Origin of the sequence: Amphritea atlantica (assembly GCF_018860855.1) — a bacterium.
Taxonomy (GTDB): Bacteria; Pseudomonadota; Gammaproteobacteria; order Pseudomonadales; family Balneatricaceae; genus Amphritea; species Amphritea atlantica_A.
This window is the reverse complement of the sequence record NZ_JAHKQE010000038.1, coordinates 18,531-34,855: the sequence shown is the minus strand read 5'-3', so window position 1 is coordinate 34,855 and position 16,325 is coordinate 18,531. Positions and strand designations below refer to the sequence as shown.

The 16,325-nt window shown below is 45.9% G+C and carries 9 protein-coding genes and 6 tRNA genes; 4 read left to right on the top strand and 11 right to left on the bottom strand.

What is annotated here, in order from left to right:
- Positions 1-2: 2 nt before the first annotated feature.
- The 3 genes from KO512_RS16095 to KO512_RS16085 all read right to left on the bottom strand — a co-directional run bounded on the left by KO512_RS16095 (position 3) and on the right by KO512_RS16085 (position 3,770).
- Positions 3-1,274, bottom strand: a complete 1,272-nt coding sequence (locus KO512_RS16095) for an ABC transporter permease (protein WP_215953369.1) — start codon at positions 1,272-1,274, stop codon at positions 3-5.
- A 177-nt stretch (positions 1,275-1,451) separates the two neighbouring features.
- Positions 1,452-2,546, bottom strand: coding sequence for an ABC transporter substrate-binding protein (locus tag KO512_RS16090; protein ID WP_215953368.1), 1,095 nt, complete (start codon positions 2,544-2,546; stop codon positions 1,452-1,454).
- A 123-nt stretch (positions 2,547-2,669) separates the two neighbouring features.
- The gene (locus KO512_RS16085) at positions 2,670-3,770 is read right to left on the bottom strand and encodes an ABC transporter ATP-binding protein (protein ID WP_215953367.1); all 1,101 of its coding nucleotides are present in this window, start codon (positions 3,768-3,770) and stop codon (positions 2,670-2,672) included.
- A 771-nt stretch (positions 3,771-4,541) separates the two neighbouring features.
- Here KO512_RS16085 and KO512_RS16080 point away from each other — a divergent pair.
- The 3 genes from KO512_RS16080 to KO512_RS16070 are packed head-to-tail and all read left to right on the top strand — an operon-like array spanning position 4,542 to position 8,419.
- Positions 4,542-5,438 carry an HAD-IIB family hydrolase gene (locus tag KO512_RS16080; RefSeq protein WP_215953366.1) on the top strand — a complete coding sequence of 299 codons (897 nt, stop codon included), beginning with the start codon at positions 4,542-4,544 and terminating at the stop codon, positions 5,436-5,438.
- Positions 5,431-6,657 carry a glycosyl transferase gene (locus tag KO512_RS16075; RefSeq protein WP_215953365.1) on the top strand — a complete coding sequence of 409 codons (1,227 nt, stop codon included), beginning with the start codon at positions 5,431-5,433 and terminating at the stop codon, positions 6,655-6,657. Before KO512_RS16080 ends, KO512_RS16075 begins: the two co-directional genes overlap by 8 nt.
- A gap of 1 nt (position 6,658) precedes the next feature.
- Positions 6,659-8,419, top strand: coding sequence for a sugar phosphorylase (locus KO512_RS16070; protein WP_215953364.1), 1,761 nt, complete (start codon positions 6,659-6,661; stop codon positions 8,417-8,419).
- A gap of 120 nt (positions 8,420-8,539) precedes the next feature.
- Here the strand turns inward: KO512_RS16070 and rnr are convergent, their stop codons facing one another.
- The 8 genes from rnr to KO512_RS16030 all read right to left on the bottom strand — a co-directional run bounded on the left by rnr (position 8,540) and on the right by KO512_RS16030 (position 14,139).
- The gene (rnr, locus tag KO512_RS16065; protein ID WP_215953363.1) at positions 8,540-10,888 is read right to left on the bottom strand and encodes a ribonuclease R; all 2,349 of its coding nucleotides are present in this window, start codon (positions 10,886-10,888) and stop codon (positions 8,540-8,542) included.
- A 794-nt stretch (positions 10,889-11,682) separates the two neighbouring features.
- Positions 11,683-12,825, bottom strand: a complete 1,143-nt coding sequence (locus KO512_RS16060; RefSeq protein WP_215953362.1) for a GGDEF domain-containing protein — start codon at positions 12,823-12,825, stop codon at positions 11,683-11,685.
- A 641-nt stretch (positions 12,826-13,466) separates the two neighbouring features.
- Positions 13,467-13,543 (bottom strand) — tRNA-Pro (locus KO512_RS16055).
- A gap of 48 nt (positions 13,544-13,591) precedes the next feature.
- Positions 13,592-13,668 (bottom strand) — tRNA-Pro (locus KO512_RS16050).
- 49 nt (positions 13,669-13,717) lie between these two features.
- Positions 13,718-13,794: transfer RNA gene (locus KO512_RS16045), tRNA-Pro, on the bottom strand.
- A gap of 80 nt (positions 13,795-13,874) precedes the next feature.
- Positions 13,875-13,951 (bottom strand) — tRNA-Pro (locus KO512_RS16040).
- An 11-nt stretch (positions 13,952-13,962) separates the two neighbouring features.
- Positions 13,963-14,038: transfer RNA gene (locus KO512_RS16035), tRNA-Asn, on the bottom strand.
- 25 nt (positions 14,039-14,063) lie between these two features.
- A tRNA-Asn gene (locus KO512_RS16030) sits at positions 14,064-14,139 on the bottom strand.
- 284 nt (positions 14,140-14,423) lie between these two features.
- Here KO512_RS16030 and ycaO point away from each other — a divergent pair.
- The gene (gene ycaO / locus KO512_RS16025; protein WP_215953361.1) at positions 14,424-16,151 is read left to right on the top strand and encodes a 30S ribosomal protein S12 methylthiotransferase accessory factor YcaO; all 1,728 of its coding nucleotides are present in this window, start codon (positions 14,424-14,426) and stop codon (positions 16,149-16,151) included.
- Positions 16,152-16,325 lie beyond the last annotated feature (174 nt).

The following is a 16,325-nucleotide window of genomic DNA, read 5'->3' as shown; positions in this document are numbered from 1 at the left end:
TCTTACCTCAACGTCATCTGATTGTTTCCGCCAAAGAGACGGCTGTAAAGGGCATAGATACCTAAGACGAGTGCTAGCAATACCACACCGAGTGCGGCAGCAAGACCCCAGTTAAGCGAGCTTTGCATATGGTACGCAATCATATTGCCGATAAACTGTCCGGTTTGACCACCCACCAATGCTGGGGTGATGTAGTAACCGATCGCTAGAATAAAGACTAGGATGGCGCCAGCAGAAATACCGGGCACTGATTGAGGTAGGTAAACCTTAACGAATGCGGTAAAGGGTGTTGCACCAAGGGAGCGGGCGGCCCGCATATAGCTTGGCGGAATCGTCTTCATCACCGAATAAAGCGGCAGAATCATAAACGGCAGTAGTATATGAGTCATGGCGATGACGGTGCCGGTGGCGTTGTAAATCATGCTGAGACGGCTCTCATCATTAACCAGACCGAACCAGACGAGAATGTCATTAATGACACCTTGCCCCTGAAGTAACGCGATCCAGGATGAGGTTCGTACCAGCAAAGATGTCCAGAAGGGTAGTAACACTAAGATCATCAGAGTATTGGCTACGCGCATGGGCAGTGATGCCAGTAGATAGGACACCGGATAGCCCAAGAGCAGGGTCAATAATGTGATGACCACGGACATCCAGACAGTACGCCAGAGCATCTTCAGGTAGACACGCTGATTCTCCGGCAGCATTTTGATCTCGCCCTCGGGCGTTGTTTCCATATCAAATGCAGCAATGTAATAGGAGGCAGTATAGGGTTTTGACTCGCGTTTAATGACACGCCAGTTATCAATATCACCCCAACCTTTGTTGATTTTAATCAGTTGATCTTTGTAAGGCGGTTTAAGTCTGCCAGCTTTGCGTGCGGTGCCTGTTAAGAGGCTTCGCATCTGGCTTTTTTCATAGTTAAGTCGGGTAGCCGCTTTACCAATGGTATGGTTTTTACGTCCCACTACCAAGTCTTCAACCAGTGCGGCATAGGTTGCTTCATCTGGTAGTTCGTTGTTATCGCCATCCCAGTCAGCTAATGCTGCTGTGGTGTTCGGCATATACTCGGAGACCTGAGGGTTATCTATCGAACGGAATAGCATGGTTGCGATAGGTGAAACAAAGGTGACCATGATAAAAATAAGCAGTGGTGCTACCAGAAACAGAGCGCGGAATTTTTTGCGGCGCAGTGAGCGATGCATATCCGAGGTAAGTCGTTTCTGTTCGTCCGGGGTTAATTGGCCTTCGGCCTCGACAGTATTTGCCATCATGAGGAATACAAACCCTTTTATGAAGATGAATTAAAATGGCGGTTAATTGTGCGTCTTACCGTTAATAATGATGAATCATCATCTGATCGTGTTGTTAGATGATCGATCAAATCATGACTCGTAAATCAGCCTTTAACTCATAAAGGGGGGCTTGGCAGCCCCCCGAGATTTACGTACTTATTGTACTAACCAAGCGTTAAAGCGTTGACGTAGTTCGTCACCGTTATCGGCCCAGAATTCAGCATCTTTCTTAATAGGTGTCTTGAAGTTAACGGGTGTAGTTGGCATATGTGGCGCCATTTTTACACCTGTTTCTGCGTGGCTATCAACCAGTGGTGCAGAAGATTTACGCGCAGGACCGTAAGAGATGTATTTAGTTTGATCGGCTAGACGTTGCGTGTCTGTGGCGAAACGCAGGTAGTCCATGGCCGCTTTCTTATGTGGAGCACCTTTTGGAATGATATAACCATCTAGCTCATAAACCTGACCGTCCCAAATAATAGTGAATGGCTGGTTTTCGACCACTTGAGCGTTAAAGATACGACCGTTATAAGCAGACGCAATGGCGACTTCACCGTCAGCTAGTAGTTGTGGTGGTTGAGCACCAGCATCCCACCAGATGATTGAATCTTTGATGGTGTCTAGCTTAGCGAAAGCACGTTCTACACCTTCAGGTGTGCCGAGGACATCGTAGACTTCATCGTAAGGTACGCCATCAGCAGCGAGAGCCCACTCTAGGTTAGCATCGGGTTTTTTCTCAAACGCACGCTTACCTGGGAATTTTTTGACGTCGAATACATCAGCAATGGTCTTAGGTTTTTCGCCTGGGAACGCTTTGTCGTTGAATGAGAACAGTGTGGCATAAACGATGGTAGGAACGTAACAACCAGAAAGAGAACCTTCAATGAAGTCTTCCATTACCGGTGTGCCGTCAGCACCTGGGTTAAGATCTTTTTCATAATCCAGTTCTTGTGCAATACCTTCATCACACGCCAGAATTGCATCACCTTCCAGAATATCCAGTACATCCCAGGTTACGTTACCGGCTTCCGTTTGAGCTCGAAGCCCAGCCAGACCATTACCTGATTTATCTTCATCGACGATCTTAATGCCCGTTTTTGCAGTGAATGGATCACTGTAGGCCATCCGTTGGGATTTTGTGTACGCTCCACCCCATGATACGACCGTGAGTGGCTCGGCTGCAGTTGCAGAGCCCACGCAGACAGCAGCACCTAGTGCTAGGACAGATGATAATTTGGAAAATTTCTTCATTTGGCATTTCCTCTCGGGCTTTAATGACATGACATCTTCTTCATGAAGACGCTGTTTATTCGCTCATCATCTTTATGATGTAGCCTTTATTGTTTTTCAGTAGCAATGACATTTTGATCCTGATCAGATCGTATCCAAGGCTCTGCAGTCTTTAGATGACCAGCCGATAGGCGCTGTGCCTCCGACTTGTAATCCTTTATGGTCTGTAGAATTCGGTACTTTAACGATGAATTCATCGTGGCCGCAGACATTCATACGGACCCGTTTATGATCTCCTAGGTAGATAACCTCCTCAACTTTTCCTGTGAATACGTTGTCGCATTGGCCTTCAACGGGATCAAGAAAGACTCGCTCAGGTCGTAGTGACAGAGTGCTCTCTTTACCGATATCGTCGGTGTTGATATCAAGGGCGGTCACTAGCTCACCGCTAGGCAGTCGAACGGTGCAGATACCGTCTTGTGTTGATTGTAGAATGCCGGATAACTTATTGTTTTCGCCAATAAACTGGGCAACAAATGAGTTAGTTGGTTTTTCGTAGAGTTCGGTTGGAGGGGCCAGTTGCTGAATGATACCGTCGTTAAAAACGGCGATTCGATTCGACATCGTTAATGCTTCAGATTGGTCATGGGTAACATAAACAACGGTAACACCTAGGCGTTCATGGATATGTTTGATTTCGTATTGCATCTGCTCCCGCAGATTCTTATCCAGTGCGCCAAGTGGTTCGTCCATCAGAATCAAATCGGGCTCAAATACCAGTGCCCGAGCAACGGCGACTCGTTGTTGCTGACCACCGGATAACTGTGCCGGACGACGATCGCCGAAGCTACCGAGTTCAACCATATCCAAGGCTTTATTAACGCGCTCTTCGGTTTCTGATTTACCCATGTTGCGAACTTTAAGAGGAAAGGCGAGGTTTTCCGCCACAGTCATATGGGGAAAGAGTGCATAGTTTTGAAACACCATGCCGATGCCGCGTTTGTGTGGTGCTACGTTGTTGATTGAACGGCCATCCAGATAGATATCACCATGGGTCGCTGTTTCAAAACCGGCCAACATCATCAGCGATGTGGTCTTTCCTGAGCCGGATGGCCCAAGCATGGTTAAAAATTCACCGCGTGGGACATCAATATTCAAGTCTTTGACTACGAGAACCTTGCCATCGTAGCTTTTCTGAACTCCGTCAAACCGTACAAAAGCCTCACTGGAAGCTGAATTTTCCATTTGTTCTTATGCCTCTCTACAATTTATGGGTTGTGATCCGCAAGTTTAAAATCTGTCGTTTGTTATTGCTTAGTTACTGTTTCGTGTCTGTTTATACCCTACGATAATTTGAAGCGTGAGTGCAAACATTACCTTTCAAAACTGAGGATTAAGTATTTTTGCTCTGTTTTGATGTTTAAAAATCGTCAATTTATCTACGATTATTGACTATTTGCGACATTTCACTGATTCAGTTTTTCGCTAATCACTTCAAAGTAGTCAAATTCAACGTGCTTTAATTCAGTGCGTATCATTAAGTCTACCGTCCATTTCTTATCTTTCTTATTTGTTTACGCAAAATCTGTGCCCCATTCTGGTTTAATCTGAGGTGGCTTTCTTCCCCACTGATGAGCGCTTAATCCTACCCTGGTGTCTAGAGCTCTATTTCACGTCAGTCGCAATATTGTTCGGCTTTTTTACTCTGTTGCTGTAACCCATTATTTTTTGGTTGTTTTTTTGATGATTAATGGTCATCAAGCTGATATGACAGTCTTATTCATCTGTGAAACTGGGCTGTAGCGATGATTAAATTGTTTATTGACGTAGATATAGCATAGACAGCGTTTTTATAATTGCACTCTATTCGTTGGTTTTTATAAATCGGTATGTTTCCTGCAGTATCCGGTATATGGATAAAGTATTTTGCTTAAAAGGTTGTTGTGTGATCGATTTTGGTGCATTTTTATTGTTGCTTCGATCGGGCTGCACCGTTGCTGCTAAGAGGATTATGCGATGACGACAAAGGTTTTAATTTTTACAGATCTTGATGGCTCATTACTGGATCATTTTAGCTATAGCTTTGATAAAGCAAAGCCGTTATTGGCGCTACTAAAAGAGATGAATATTCCGGTTATTCCGGTCACCAGTAAAACCCGAGCGGAGTTGTCTGTTTTACGTCGGGAGTTGGATAGCGATGAACCTTTTGTGGTTGAAAATGGCGCTGCTGTTTTTGTCCCTGAAGATTACTTTGCGACCCCTCCGTCAGGTTGTATAAGCGTCGATAATTATTATTGTGCTCAATTTTCACTATCTCGCGATCATTGGCTAACACTGTTAGCAGAACTACGCGTTGAGTTTGATGGTGAGTTTGAAAGCTTCACCTCCTTAGGGGTTGAGGGCATAAAAGCCTGTACCGGACTCTCAGATGACGCTGCACAGTTGGCGAATATTCGCGAATTTAGTGAGCCGGTTAAATGGCGTGGTTCGGATAGCCGCAAACTATTATTCGTGCAAAAGCTAAGGCAGGCAGGGGCTACGGTGCTTCAGGGCGGACGGTTTCTGCATATTACGGGTGCTTGTAATAAGGGTAAGGCGTTGCAGTGGTTGTATGAACAGTATCAGAACTTAACCCCTAGTGAGGGTAAAAGTGGCCGTTTTTTAACGATTGCTGCCGGTGATGGAGATAACGATGTGGATATGTTGCAGGTGGCTGATTGTGCTGTAGTGATCCGCTCACCGGTACATGAGCCGCTGAAAATCGAGCATGAGAACATCTATCGGACTCAGCAAACCGGCCCGGATGGCTGGGTTGAGGGGGTTAGCTGGTTTTTAGGTGCCGCTGAGCGTCCGCTAGAGATGAATTCAATTGAATACCTTCGGAAGAAGCTAAGGAGTAATTTTTATGGGTGATTTTTATCAGAATGGAATTATTACGACTTTGCATCATCTTGCAGACCGGCCGATCGAAGAGGTCGAAGAGGAGTTAACCCGTTTTGGCCGTAAGAGGCCGTTGGCATTGATTCTTCCCTCGCTGTTTTCTGAGCTTGAAGGGCCAGCACTGAGTCATATTATTGATGAGATTAGTCAGGTGCCTTACCTATCTGAAATAGTAATCGGGCTGGATCGAGCCAATGAAGAGCAGTTTCGCTATGCCCGTCAGTTTTTCAGCAAGCTGCCGCAGCATCATCGTATTCTTTGGAATGATGGCCCACGGCTAAAAGCTTTGGATGCAGAGCTACAAGCACTTAAGTTAGCACCTAAAGAGGCAGGGAAGGGTCGCAATGTTTGGTATTGCATGGGTTATATTCTAGCTTCTGGTCGGGCTGAGTCTGTGGCGTTACATGATTGTGATGTCACCACTTATAGCCGAGAGATGTTGGCTCGGTTGATCTATCCGGTGGCTAATCCACAGTTTAACTATGAGTTTTGTAAAGGTTTTTATGCCCGGGTATCGGAAGGTAAGATTAATGGCCGTGTGAGCCGTTTACTGGTGACGCCGCTGCTGCGAGCGCTGAAGAAGGTCTTTGGTGAAATCGAATATTTACAGTTTCTTGATAGCTTTCGTTACCCCTTAGCGGGCGAGTTCTCCTTTCGACGTGATGTGCTAACCGATATCCGTATACCGAGTGATTGGGGCTTAGAGATTGGGGTGCTATCAGAGATGCACCGTAATTATGCCAACAACCGACTCTGTCAGGTAGATATTGCCGATCAGTATGATCATAAACATCAAGACCTCTCACTCGATGATATGCAGGCGGGCTTGTCGAAGATGTCGATCGATATCACTAAATCGTTATTCCGTAAATTAGCCACTCAAGGGCATACCTTTAATACTGAAACTTTCCGTTCGGTTAAGGCGACCTATTACCGCATTGCTCTGGATTTTGTTGAAACCTATCACAACGATGCGGTGATGAATGGTCTGCAATTGGATATTCATGCTGAAGAGATGGCGGTTGAGATGTTCTCTCGCAATATTATTACCGCCGGTGAGCAGTTTTTGAATAATCCAATGGAAACGCCGTTTATCCCGAGCTGGAGTCGTGTTTCCAGTGCGATGCCCGATGTGTTTGATCGCTTAATCGAGGCGGTTGAGCTGGATCACCAAGAGTTTATGGCGGAATAATATGGATAGTGTTTTAAATGACGCTAGCGCGCAGCTAGCCAGCCAGATTGAAAACCACCTACATAATATCTACTGCTCGTTTGAAACGGAGGAGGTCACCCAACTGGTCTCCGATCTTATTTCGATTATGCGTCTGGGGAGTGTAGAGCAGTTACCCACACCGTATAAGAATCATTGGAGTCAGCAAGATATTATTATGATCACCTATGGTGATAGCTTGTATCGTTCGGATGAGCGGGCGATGAGTACCCTACATCACTTTCTCAACGAACAGTGTGATGGGGTTATCAGCGGTGTACATGTGCTGCCGTTCTTCCCATATAGCTCTGATGATGGTTTTGCGGTAAGCGACTATTATCAGGTGCGTGAATCGGTCGGTGAGTGGCAGGATATTCAGCGGCTTTCTTCGGAATATCGCCTGATGTCCGACCTAGTCATTAATCATGGTTCGGGTGAAAGTGCTTGGTTTGAAAACTTTGTTAAAGGCGAAGGCATCGGCCATGATTATTATTTCACCGCGAGCCCTGATGATGATATTTCTCAGGTTGTCCGGCCCCGTACCAGCCCACTGCTACGCGAGGTTGAAACGGCGGATGGACTGAAACATGTGTGGTGTACGTTTAGTCATGATCAGGTTGATTTTGATTTTCGTAATACGGCTGTGTTGAAAGAGTTTGTTCAGATCTTCCGTTTTTATTTGGATCAAGGCGTGAATATTTTTCGCCTAGATGCGGTGGCGTTTCTGTGGAAAGAAGCGGGTAGCCGCTGCCTAAATCTCGATCAGACTCACGAGGTGGTGCGTCTCTTTAGAACTCTGATTGAATATGCTTGCCCGAATGCGATGATCATTACTGAAACGAATATTCCTAGTCGGGAGAACCTCTCCTATTTCGGTAATGCTAATGAAGCTCACTGTGTGTATAACTTTTCGCTGCCCCCGTTGTTGTTACACGCTCTGATTACCGGTCAGAATTTTTATCTGAAACAGTGGATGATGAGTATGCCGCCAGCACAGGATGGCACCTCTTTTTTCAACTTTATCGCTTCACATGATGGTATTGGTTTACGACCGGTGGAGGGGATTTTACCTGATAGTGAAGTGGACCTGATAATCGAGACGATGCAAAACTTTGGTGGTCATGTCTCTTGGCGTGCGCTTGATGATGGCGGCAAAAAACCTTACGAGATTAATATCGCCCTGTTCGAGGCGCTGCAGGGGACGACAGAGGGTAAAGATAGCTGGGGAGAGGCGCGTTTTCTCTGTGCGCACAGTATTATGTTGGCATTGGAAGGCATTCCGGGGATCTATCTGCATAGCTTGCTCGGTACCTTGAATGATCATGAAAGGGTAGAGATGACCGGACAGTTTCGCTCGATCAATCGGCACCAGTGGGATTACACCGCCCTAGAGTCGTTATTAACCGATGAAACAAGTCATCATTACCGGGTATTTAGTAAGCTGAAGCATTTAATCGCTATTCGTATTAAACAGAAAGCGTTTCATCCTAATGCTACGCAGTTCACCCTGCATCTGGGTGAGCAAATCTTTGGTTTTTGGCGGCAGAGTATTGATCGGACACAAAATATATTCTGTTTGAATAATATTAGTGCCGAGCCGACGAGCTTGTCATTATCCGACCTGAACTTGATTAGTACCCAAGATTGGTCAGATCTACTCAGTGGTCAACACTATAAGGATCTGCAGGGAATGATCGAATTAGCCCCGTACCAGAGTGTTTGGTTATCGAATGGGGCATCATGATCAGGGCGACCTACTGCAGTAATGTTGCTGTTGTAGGTCGCACCCGATAAGGTCATACCAGCCTTGCATCGCTAAGTATGAGCGGTGGAAGCCTAAATAGACCTCCTTAGCAGAATTGAATTACTTCTTGCTGTATTTGCGATTACCTTTACCGCGGCCTTTACGGGCTTTAGGTTTTGTGGATGCAGCGGCATCATCTTTATAGGCTAGTTCAAATTCGATCTTACGTTGATCCATATCGACGCGTACCACACGGATTTCGATCTTGTCGCCAATACCGAAATTAACGCGGGTGCGCTCGCCTACTAAGCGTTGCTGTGCCGCATCGAATTGGTAGTAGTCGTTGTTTAGGGCAGTGACATGCACCAGACCTTCAACTTGAGTGTCATCGAGTTCAATAAATAGACCGAAGTTAGTTACGGTACTGATTACACCACTAAAGACATCACCGACGTGATCTTGCATGTATTCGCACTTCAGCCAAGCTTCAACATCCCAGCCGGCTTTATCGGCGCGACGAGATACCAGCGAGCAATGCTCTGCAAGGTTTTTCATTGCGGTCAGATCGTAAGGGTAGCTTTTTGTTTGCTCAAGCGGCGCGGCGCTTTTTACGCGGTGAACCGAGTCAGTTGCACCGGTAATCTTTTTCAGTGTTCGGCTTAGAATGCTACCTGTTTCACTGCGGCGAATAACCGAACGAATAGCTCGGTGAACCAGTAGGTCAGGGTAACGACGAATCGGTGAAGTAAAATGCGCATAGGCAGGGTAAGCCAAGCCGAAGTGGCCCTGGTTGTCAGAACTATACTCTGCTTGGCTCAGTGAGCGAAGCATCATTGTACGGATAATCTGCGCATCCGGACGGTCGCCAAGGCTCTTCAATAAACGGTCGTAATGAGCTGGTGTGGGTTTATCACCGCCCGCTAGGTTTAAGCCTCTTTCACTGAGGAATGCCCGTAGATTAGTTAGCTTCTTCTCGACCGGACCTTCATGGATACGATAGAGGGCTGGTAAATTAATCTTTTCGAGGAATTGAGCTGTTGCCACGTTAGCGCAAAGCATAAACTCTTCAATCATCTTGTGTGCATCGTTACGTACAACCGGCACGATCTTATCGATCTTACGATCTTCGGTAAATTTAAACTGTACTTCCTGTTTTTCAAAATCAATTGAACCGCGTTTCGTGCGCGCTTTTCTTAGCACCGCATATAGATGGTGCAGGGCATGTAGATGAGGTACGACATCGGCATGCTGGTGAGCGACGGTTTTACCGAGTTCAGTTTCAGACGAGGATACCAATGCGCCAACTTGGGTATAGGTTAGGCGGGCATGGGAGTGAATAATCCCTTCCGAAAAGGTATAGCTGGTCATCTTGCCGGCATTATTGATCGACATTTCGCAGACCATGACTAGGCGGTCGACATTGGGGTTCAATGAGCACAGACCATTGGACAGTGCTTCAGGCAACATGGGTACCACATGACCAGGGAAGTAAACCGAGGTGCCTCGTTCAGCGGCTTCGACATCTAAGGGGCTGCCGGGGATCACGTAATGGGATACATCGGCAATCGCGACAAACAAACGCCATCCGCCAGATTTACGCTTTTCACAATAGACCGCATCATCGAAATCTCGTGCATCTTCACCATCAATGGTGACGAAGGGGAGTGTACGAAGATCCGCACGGTGCTGTTTATCGGAAGCGGTGACTTCATCACCTAAGGCTTCGGCGGCGTTAAGTGCATCTTGAGGCCACTTGTGAGGGATGTCATGGTTACGAATGGCAACATCGATCTCCATACCCGGTGCCATAGAGTCGCCCAATAGTTCAATAACTTTGCCTTCGGCATTAAAGCGATTGCAAGGGTACTCAGTGATTTCAACGGTGACATATTGGCCCGCTTCTGCACCATTCAACTGGTCATCGGGAATGTCGATCTCATTGCGCATGCGGCTGTTTTCAGGCTGTAAAAAGTATTCGCCATCATCAACTCTCAGGCGGCCAACCACCTCAGTCATATTTTGTTCAAGCACTTTTATGATCTGGGCTTCTTGGCGTCCACGACGGTCGACACCGCTGATGCGTGCCTGTACTCGGTCACCGGGGAAGGCTTTCAGCATCTGACTTTCGTGTAGATATAGATCATCGCCAGGACCGTCTATCGATAGGAAACCAAAGCCATCGGGATGACCGATAACCGTACCTTCAATTAGATCGTCTTCGGTGAGTAAGCTGTAGCCTTTACGTGGATCAAAATTGAGTTGTCCATCTCGCTCCATCGCGCGCAAACGGCGGCGGAGTGCTTCTTTCTCATCATCTTCAAACAACTTGAGGGTTTTGCCCAGTTGCTCGCGATTGAGGTATTTTCCAGGTTCATCGAACAGGCCCATAATGTATTCCCGGCCAGGGATAGGGTTGCTGTATTTTTCAAAATCGGCGGCATTGATAGCTGTTTTAATATTATTACTCATTCTTTTCTCAAATAGACCCGCGCTTGGCTGTCCCTGAACACATCAACTCACTGCTATGGCAGCTCGGATATTACCGGGAAGGTATATAACGGGTATCACTCATTTCTGTTGAGTGAATTAAATTGGGCTGGTTGTCAGAACGGCTCTGTTTAGCCGAATATTTAGCGCGAGGTTGAAACTGAGTCGTTACAACTTCCGCCTGATAACCAAAAAAGTCATGCAGAGATTGTTTACATACTATCTCTGACAGATGACAAAACTATGTATTGCTGTGCAGTACTGTCAGTACTCGCGTCAGCGGACTACTTTAATTTGTGATCCGATGACGTTACATCGGGAACACTCAATACTTACGGATATAGTAGCGATATTACGCCGCAAGTAATGATCGGGACAACTCTGGCTTTAGAATTGAAACGGCTGTATTCGAAGTTGATTCAGTGGCAGACGTACGACTGATGCTCAAATGCAGGGCAGGTTTGTCCTGATAGCGAAAAATAAGACTGGAATTTAAAACAGTGGGACGAGAATACTTAAATAAACTAACGATAGTAATACAACGACAACAAATGGTTAAAGAATAGACTTTTTCTAAGCTAAATATCACTATATAGAGTTTTGAGGCTTTGTCAATGAATCCTTTGTGGTCCTTAGTGTCTGCTTGGGACTGCTCGGTTATTGATGCGATATTGGGTATCGCTCTGATCTTGAACAAGTTCCTTTCGGTAGTAGGCTAAAATTACGCATCATTAGGACGCGCCCATTTATAGTGTATGACCGTCGGGTAATCTATTTTATTTTGTCTCGAGCGGAATAACTTGAACCTGATTGCGGCCATTGTTTTTGGCTTGATAAAGGGCTGCGTCAGTGGCCATCAGTAGATCCCTTACGGTGCTGTAATTTTGCTGCTTGAACACAGCGATACCGGCACTCACGGTAACCGTTTCGAAGGGCGAGCTTTGATGTGTTATATCTAGCGCTGCAACGGATTGACATATCTTAGTGGCAATGCTCTGGGCCGCTAAGGCATCAGTGTCAGGTAGGATAAGTAGAAACTCTTCCCCTCCGTAGCGTGCGGCGACATCTCCAGCACGTTGTACTGAGTCGAGGAGTACTTGTGCCACTTTCTTGAGTGTGTCATCGCCAGCTTGGTGGCCATAGTGATCGTTATAATTCTTGAAAAAATCAATGTCGAGCATAACTAAGGCTAAGGTTCGTTGGTGGCGATCAGCTTTGGCCCATTCCTGTTGTAGCAGGTAGTCCATGCTGCGCCGATTCGCTAAGCCGGTGAGTTGATCGGTGTTAGATTCTTTTTGTAACTTGAATTGGATCTCCTCGGTAAAACTTAACAGGGTAAACACACCGGAGATAACGCTGAATGCGGGCCAGATGATTTGTGAAGAAACGATAGTGACGCTAAATATATTAGGGGACATCTCCAATAATAGTGAACGGACAACGACAACAATCGCCATCACGCAGCAGGCGTAAGCAAAGATGAGATCCGATGGGTTTTTGTCTTGTTTCTTTTTAAGAAATAGATAAGCAATCATAAATAATGCTAAAGGGACAAAAAACGCGCTAACGTGAAGCGCTTTATTGGGGTGGCTCGTATAAGTGAAATATCCCAATGCCAAGCAGTTGAGTGTGAAAATAAGGGATATAGGGGTAATGGGTAATGGCTGTTCGCAGCGGCGATAGCTGAAAACGACCATGCCCCAAATGAAGGTAGCCGATAGTATCGCCGATATGATTTTTAATATGACACCGATATCAAACACATATAAAAACCAGCTAAGGCAGTTTGCTGAAACAGCAGCAATGAAGAACGCAGTACACTTCTGTTTTCCCTTTGGGTCTTTAATTCTTGTGCCTGAGAAAGCCAAAATTAGATTGATAATCGCGACGGTCAGGAAGTAGTTCTGCTCAGTCGTCATCTATACTCCGTTATAGCATTTGGAAGGGCAATCGTTACCTGAGCAGATTTACCGTTTTGTAACGTCCGTATAAAGTGTGCAAACGTCTTTATCATCAGCATTGTTGTGTCAAAGTGTTTACTTCATCGGTTTGCGACAGCATTGTAATGACTCAAAAAAAGCCGAAAGCCCTAGTGGTATTGTTTCTGCAGCGTGATAGGAAATGGTCAACTAAGTGTTAAATTTTATCATATGCATTTCAATCTTCCCCTCTTTTTTGTTATCTGATGATACTGAGTGCTTGGATAGTCTTATTGGGAAGGTTGGATTTAGTCTTGTCGATAATAAGTAGTTTAAAACTTTAGACAGTATGGTCAGGTGTTGATCGATAAGGTTACGGATAGGGCGCTGAATTGAAGGTTTGAGGCGTTAGGAAGAAAAAATCCGGAGCAGCTGTATACATGATAAAACAGACGGTAATGTATACCCCGGTGAATAACGAAATAACTTCGTTAAGGTTCAGCGAAGGGGAGGTGCTGAAAAACAGTGTTGTCCGTATGAATAGATCATACAAAAGAAAAATAATGTGATTCAGATATGGGTCGAGATAGATAAATCGAAATGAATGACCTAGATCTTGCACATGAATTGCATCATATAAATGGTCGGGGCAGCAGGATTCGAACCTACGACCCTCTGGTCCCAAACCAGATGCGCTACCAGGCTGCGCTATGCCCCGACTAGGGTGAACATTAATTAGACACTACGTTCATAAGTGTTGGAAAGGTGGTCGGGGCAGCAGGATTCGAACCTACGACCCTCTGGTCCCAAACCAGATGCGCTACCAGGCTGCGCTATGCCCCGACGAAGGGTGAACATTGATTAGACACTACGTTCATAAGTGTTAGAAAGATGGTCGGGGCAGCAGGATTCGAACCTACGACCCTCTGGTCCCAAACCAGATGCGCTACCAGGCTGCGCTATGCCCCGACGAAGAACGGTATTTATACACGAAATGTTCAAGCGTGTCTCAGAATCTAACCACTTAAAGTTTTAGGGTAACTTTAAAGTGGTCGGGGCAGCAGGATTCGAACCTACGACCCTCTGGTCCCAAACCAGATGCGCTACCAGGCTGCGCTATGCCCCGTTCTGAGTGAATGGCTCCTCGAGCTGGACTCGAACCAGCGACCAATAGATTAACAGTCTACTGCTCTACCAACTGAGCTATCAAGGAATGTCATTCAGTACGGTTAAAAGGTTGGCTCCTCGAGCTGGACTCGAACCAGCGACCAATAGATTAACAGTCTACTGCTCTACCAACTGAGCTATCAAGGAACGTCTCAACCGTGGCGGCGTATATTAATGATGAGGTGGGTATGCGTCAAGTGGGTAAGATAAATATTTTACTGTTTTATTAAGTGCTTAAATAACGATCTGTTGTATTTCGCTTTTCTTTTTTTTGCCTATGGCGCGATAATGCAGACCATTATGTTTTTGCCTGTTTCGTGTTGTCGATATCACAGGCCTTATAATTGTGCGGTACCTGTCGGATGGCAGGTTTATTTCTCTGGATGCCGCTGTTTTTATTCTAAAGATGGGTAGCAAGGATCCTTCTCCCTATGACTATGATTCCCACTAAAGATAGCTCTCTGCAGGATACGATCACTCTGATGTATGCTCAGTTACAGGCGTTAGGTTTTGAGATTGAGGTTAATTGGTTAAATCCGGTGCCGCATATTTGGTCAGTGAGGTTACAGGATCGTTGTTATGCTGCTTTTTGTGCGCAGGGTCATGGCACCTCTCGGGAGGCGGCGCAAGCGAGTGCACTCACTGCTTTTTTTGCGCGCTTAAGTAATAACTATTTTTTTGCTGAGTACTATCTTGGACAGAAGGTTGCGACCCAGCCGTATATTTATTATCCGAATGAGCAGTGGTTTTCCGTCAGCGATGATGCTTTACCGGATGCCCTGTTGGATGAGCCAACGAGGCTGCAATACAACATGACGGGTGAGTTGAAACCGTCTATGCTGATGGAGATTTATGCGGCTCATCGGCAACATGCGATTTGTGCTATTCCATTTGAGCGTCAGCGTAGTGGTGATCAGGTGTGGATTCCCGTTAATATCATCAGCAACTTATATGCAAATAGTGGTATGGCCGCGGGAAATTGCCTTTACGAGGCGCGGGTTCTCGCGTTGTCAGAGATATTTCAGCGACATATTAAAAACACCATTATTTCATCTGGGATTAGTTTGCCGGATATTCCCGATTCAGTGCTCAACCGTTATCCCGCGATGATGGAAGCGATAGATTGCCTTCGTCATCATGGTTTGGTTGTGATGGTTAAGGATGCTTCTTTGGGTGGGCAGTTTCCGTTAGTCAATGTCACGCTAATTAACCCTCTTGATGGTGGCTGCTGTGCTGCTTTTGGTGCACATCCAAAATTTGAAAGAGCCTTTGAGCGGGCGGTGGCGGAGCTGCTACAGGGGCGCAGCCTAGATGACCTGTCTGGGTTTTCACTGCCGTCATTTGATCTAGCTGAGGTAGCCGATCAGCATAATTTAGATGCACATTGGATGAATTCGAGTGGTTCAGTGGCGTGGGATCTGTTTGCTACCGAAACCGATTATGATTTTACCGAGTGGAATATCGACGGTGATGCGCAGGCGGAATTTGAGCGCCTGTGTTATTTGATCCATAAAGTGGATATGGATATCTACATTGCCGATTACGATCATTTAGGTGTGCCCAGTTGTCGTATTATTGTTCCGGGTATGTCTGAGATATGCCCTGTGGATGTATTGATTCGAGATAATCATAATGCGGGCGCTGAACTACGCGAGCCATTATTGAACCTGTCATCTCTGAGTGATGAGCAAATCGAGAGATTGTTAGTAGCACTTGAAGAAGGCGGTTTTGATGATGGGCAGCGGGTCGTTGAGATCATCGGCATTTTGCCTGACGAGGATAGTGCTTGGGGATGTCTGCGGGTCGGCGAGCTTAAATGCTTATTAAACCTACGGTTAGGTGAACTTGATGAAGCGCTGATCTGGAGTGAGTGGATACAGCAATGCAGGCCAAAAGATCAGGATCTTGAGTCTTTATACCGCTGTTTGCATCAGTGTTTGATGTTCCGTCTTGATGCTGAACGGTCATTAGAGCAATACCATGGCCTACTGAATCAGATTTATGGTGTTGAGCGGGTCACTCAGGTGCTGGAGATGATTGATGGTCAGGATGTCTTTGCTGGATTCACCTCATCCACACTAGCGCTGGAGGCTTTTAAGGCACACTTGGCTATGGTGTCGGTTTACACTCACTTACATAATGTTAATAAAAGCGCTTGATTAAACATTAATCAGTATTTTATCTTTTTGATTTAAAAGGACTTTTAAAAGCAGTTTTTAAAAAAAGGCTGACTCCTGCTGAGCAGCCTTTTTTGCCACTTGGTCAGTGTGGCTATTTCCGCTATCATCGGTAACCTTATTAAGGAAGTGGTCCGTAAAGAACTCATTTGGACT

Coding starts and splice junctions, on each gene's coding strand:
- KO512_RS16090 (WP_215953368.1), bottom strand. CDS start 2,546: ATGAAGAAATTTTCCAAATTATCATCTGTCCTAGCACTAGGTGCTGCT.
- KO512_RS16075 (WP_215953365.1), top strand. CDS start 5,431: ATGGGTGATTTTTATCAGAATGGAATTATTACGACTTTGCATCATCTT.
- ycaO (WP_215953361.1), top strand. CDS start 14,424: ATGACTATGATTCCCACTAAAGATAGCTCTCTGCAGGATACGATCACT.
- KO512_RS16060 (WP_215953362.1), bottom strand. CDS start 12,825: ATGACGACTGAGCAGAACTACTTCCTGACCGTCGCGATTATCAATCTA.
- KO512_RS16095 (WP_215953369.1), bottom strand. CDS start 1,274: ATGATGGCAAATACTGTCGAGGCCGAAGGCCAATTAACCCCGGACGAA.
- KO512_RS16080 (WP_215953366.1), top strand. CDS start 4,542: ATGACGACAAAGGTTTTAATTTTTACAGATCTTGATGGCTCATTACTG.
- KO512_RS16085 (WP_215953367.1), bottom strand. CDS start 3,770: ATGGAAAATTCAGCTTCCAGTGAGGCTTTTGTACGGTTTGACGGAGTT.
- KO512_RS16070 (WP_215953364.1), top strand. CDS start 6,659: ATGGATAGTGTTTTAAATGACGCTAGCGCGCAGCTAGCCAGCCAGATT.
- rnr (WP_215953363.1), bottom strand. CDS start 10,888: ATGAGTAATAATATTAAAACAGCTATCAATGCCGCCGATTTTGAAAAA.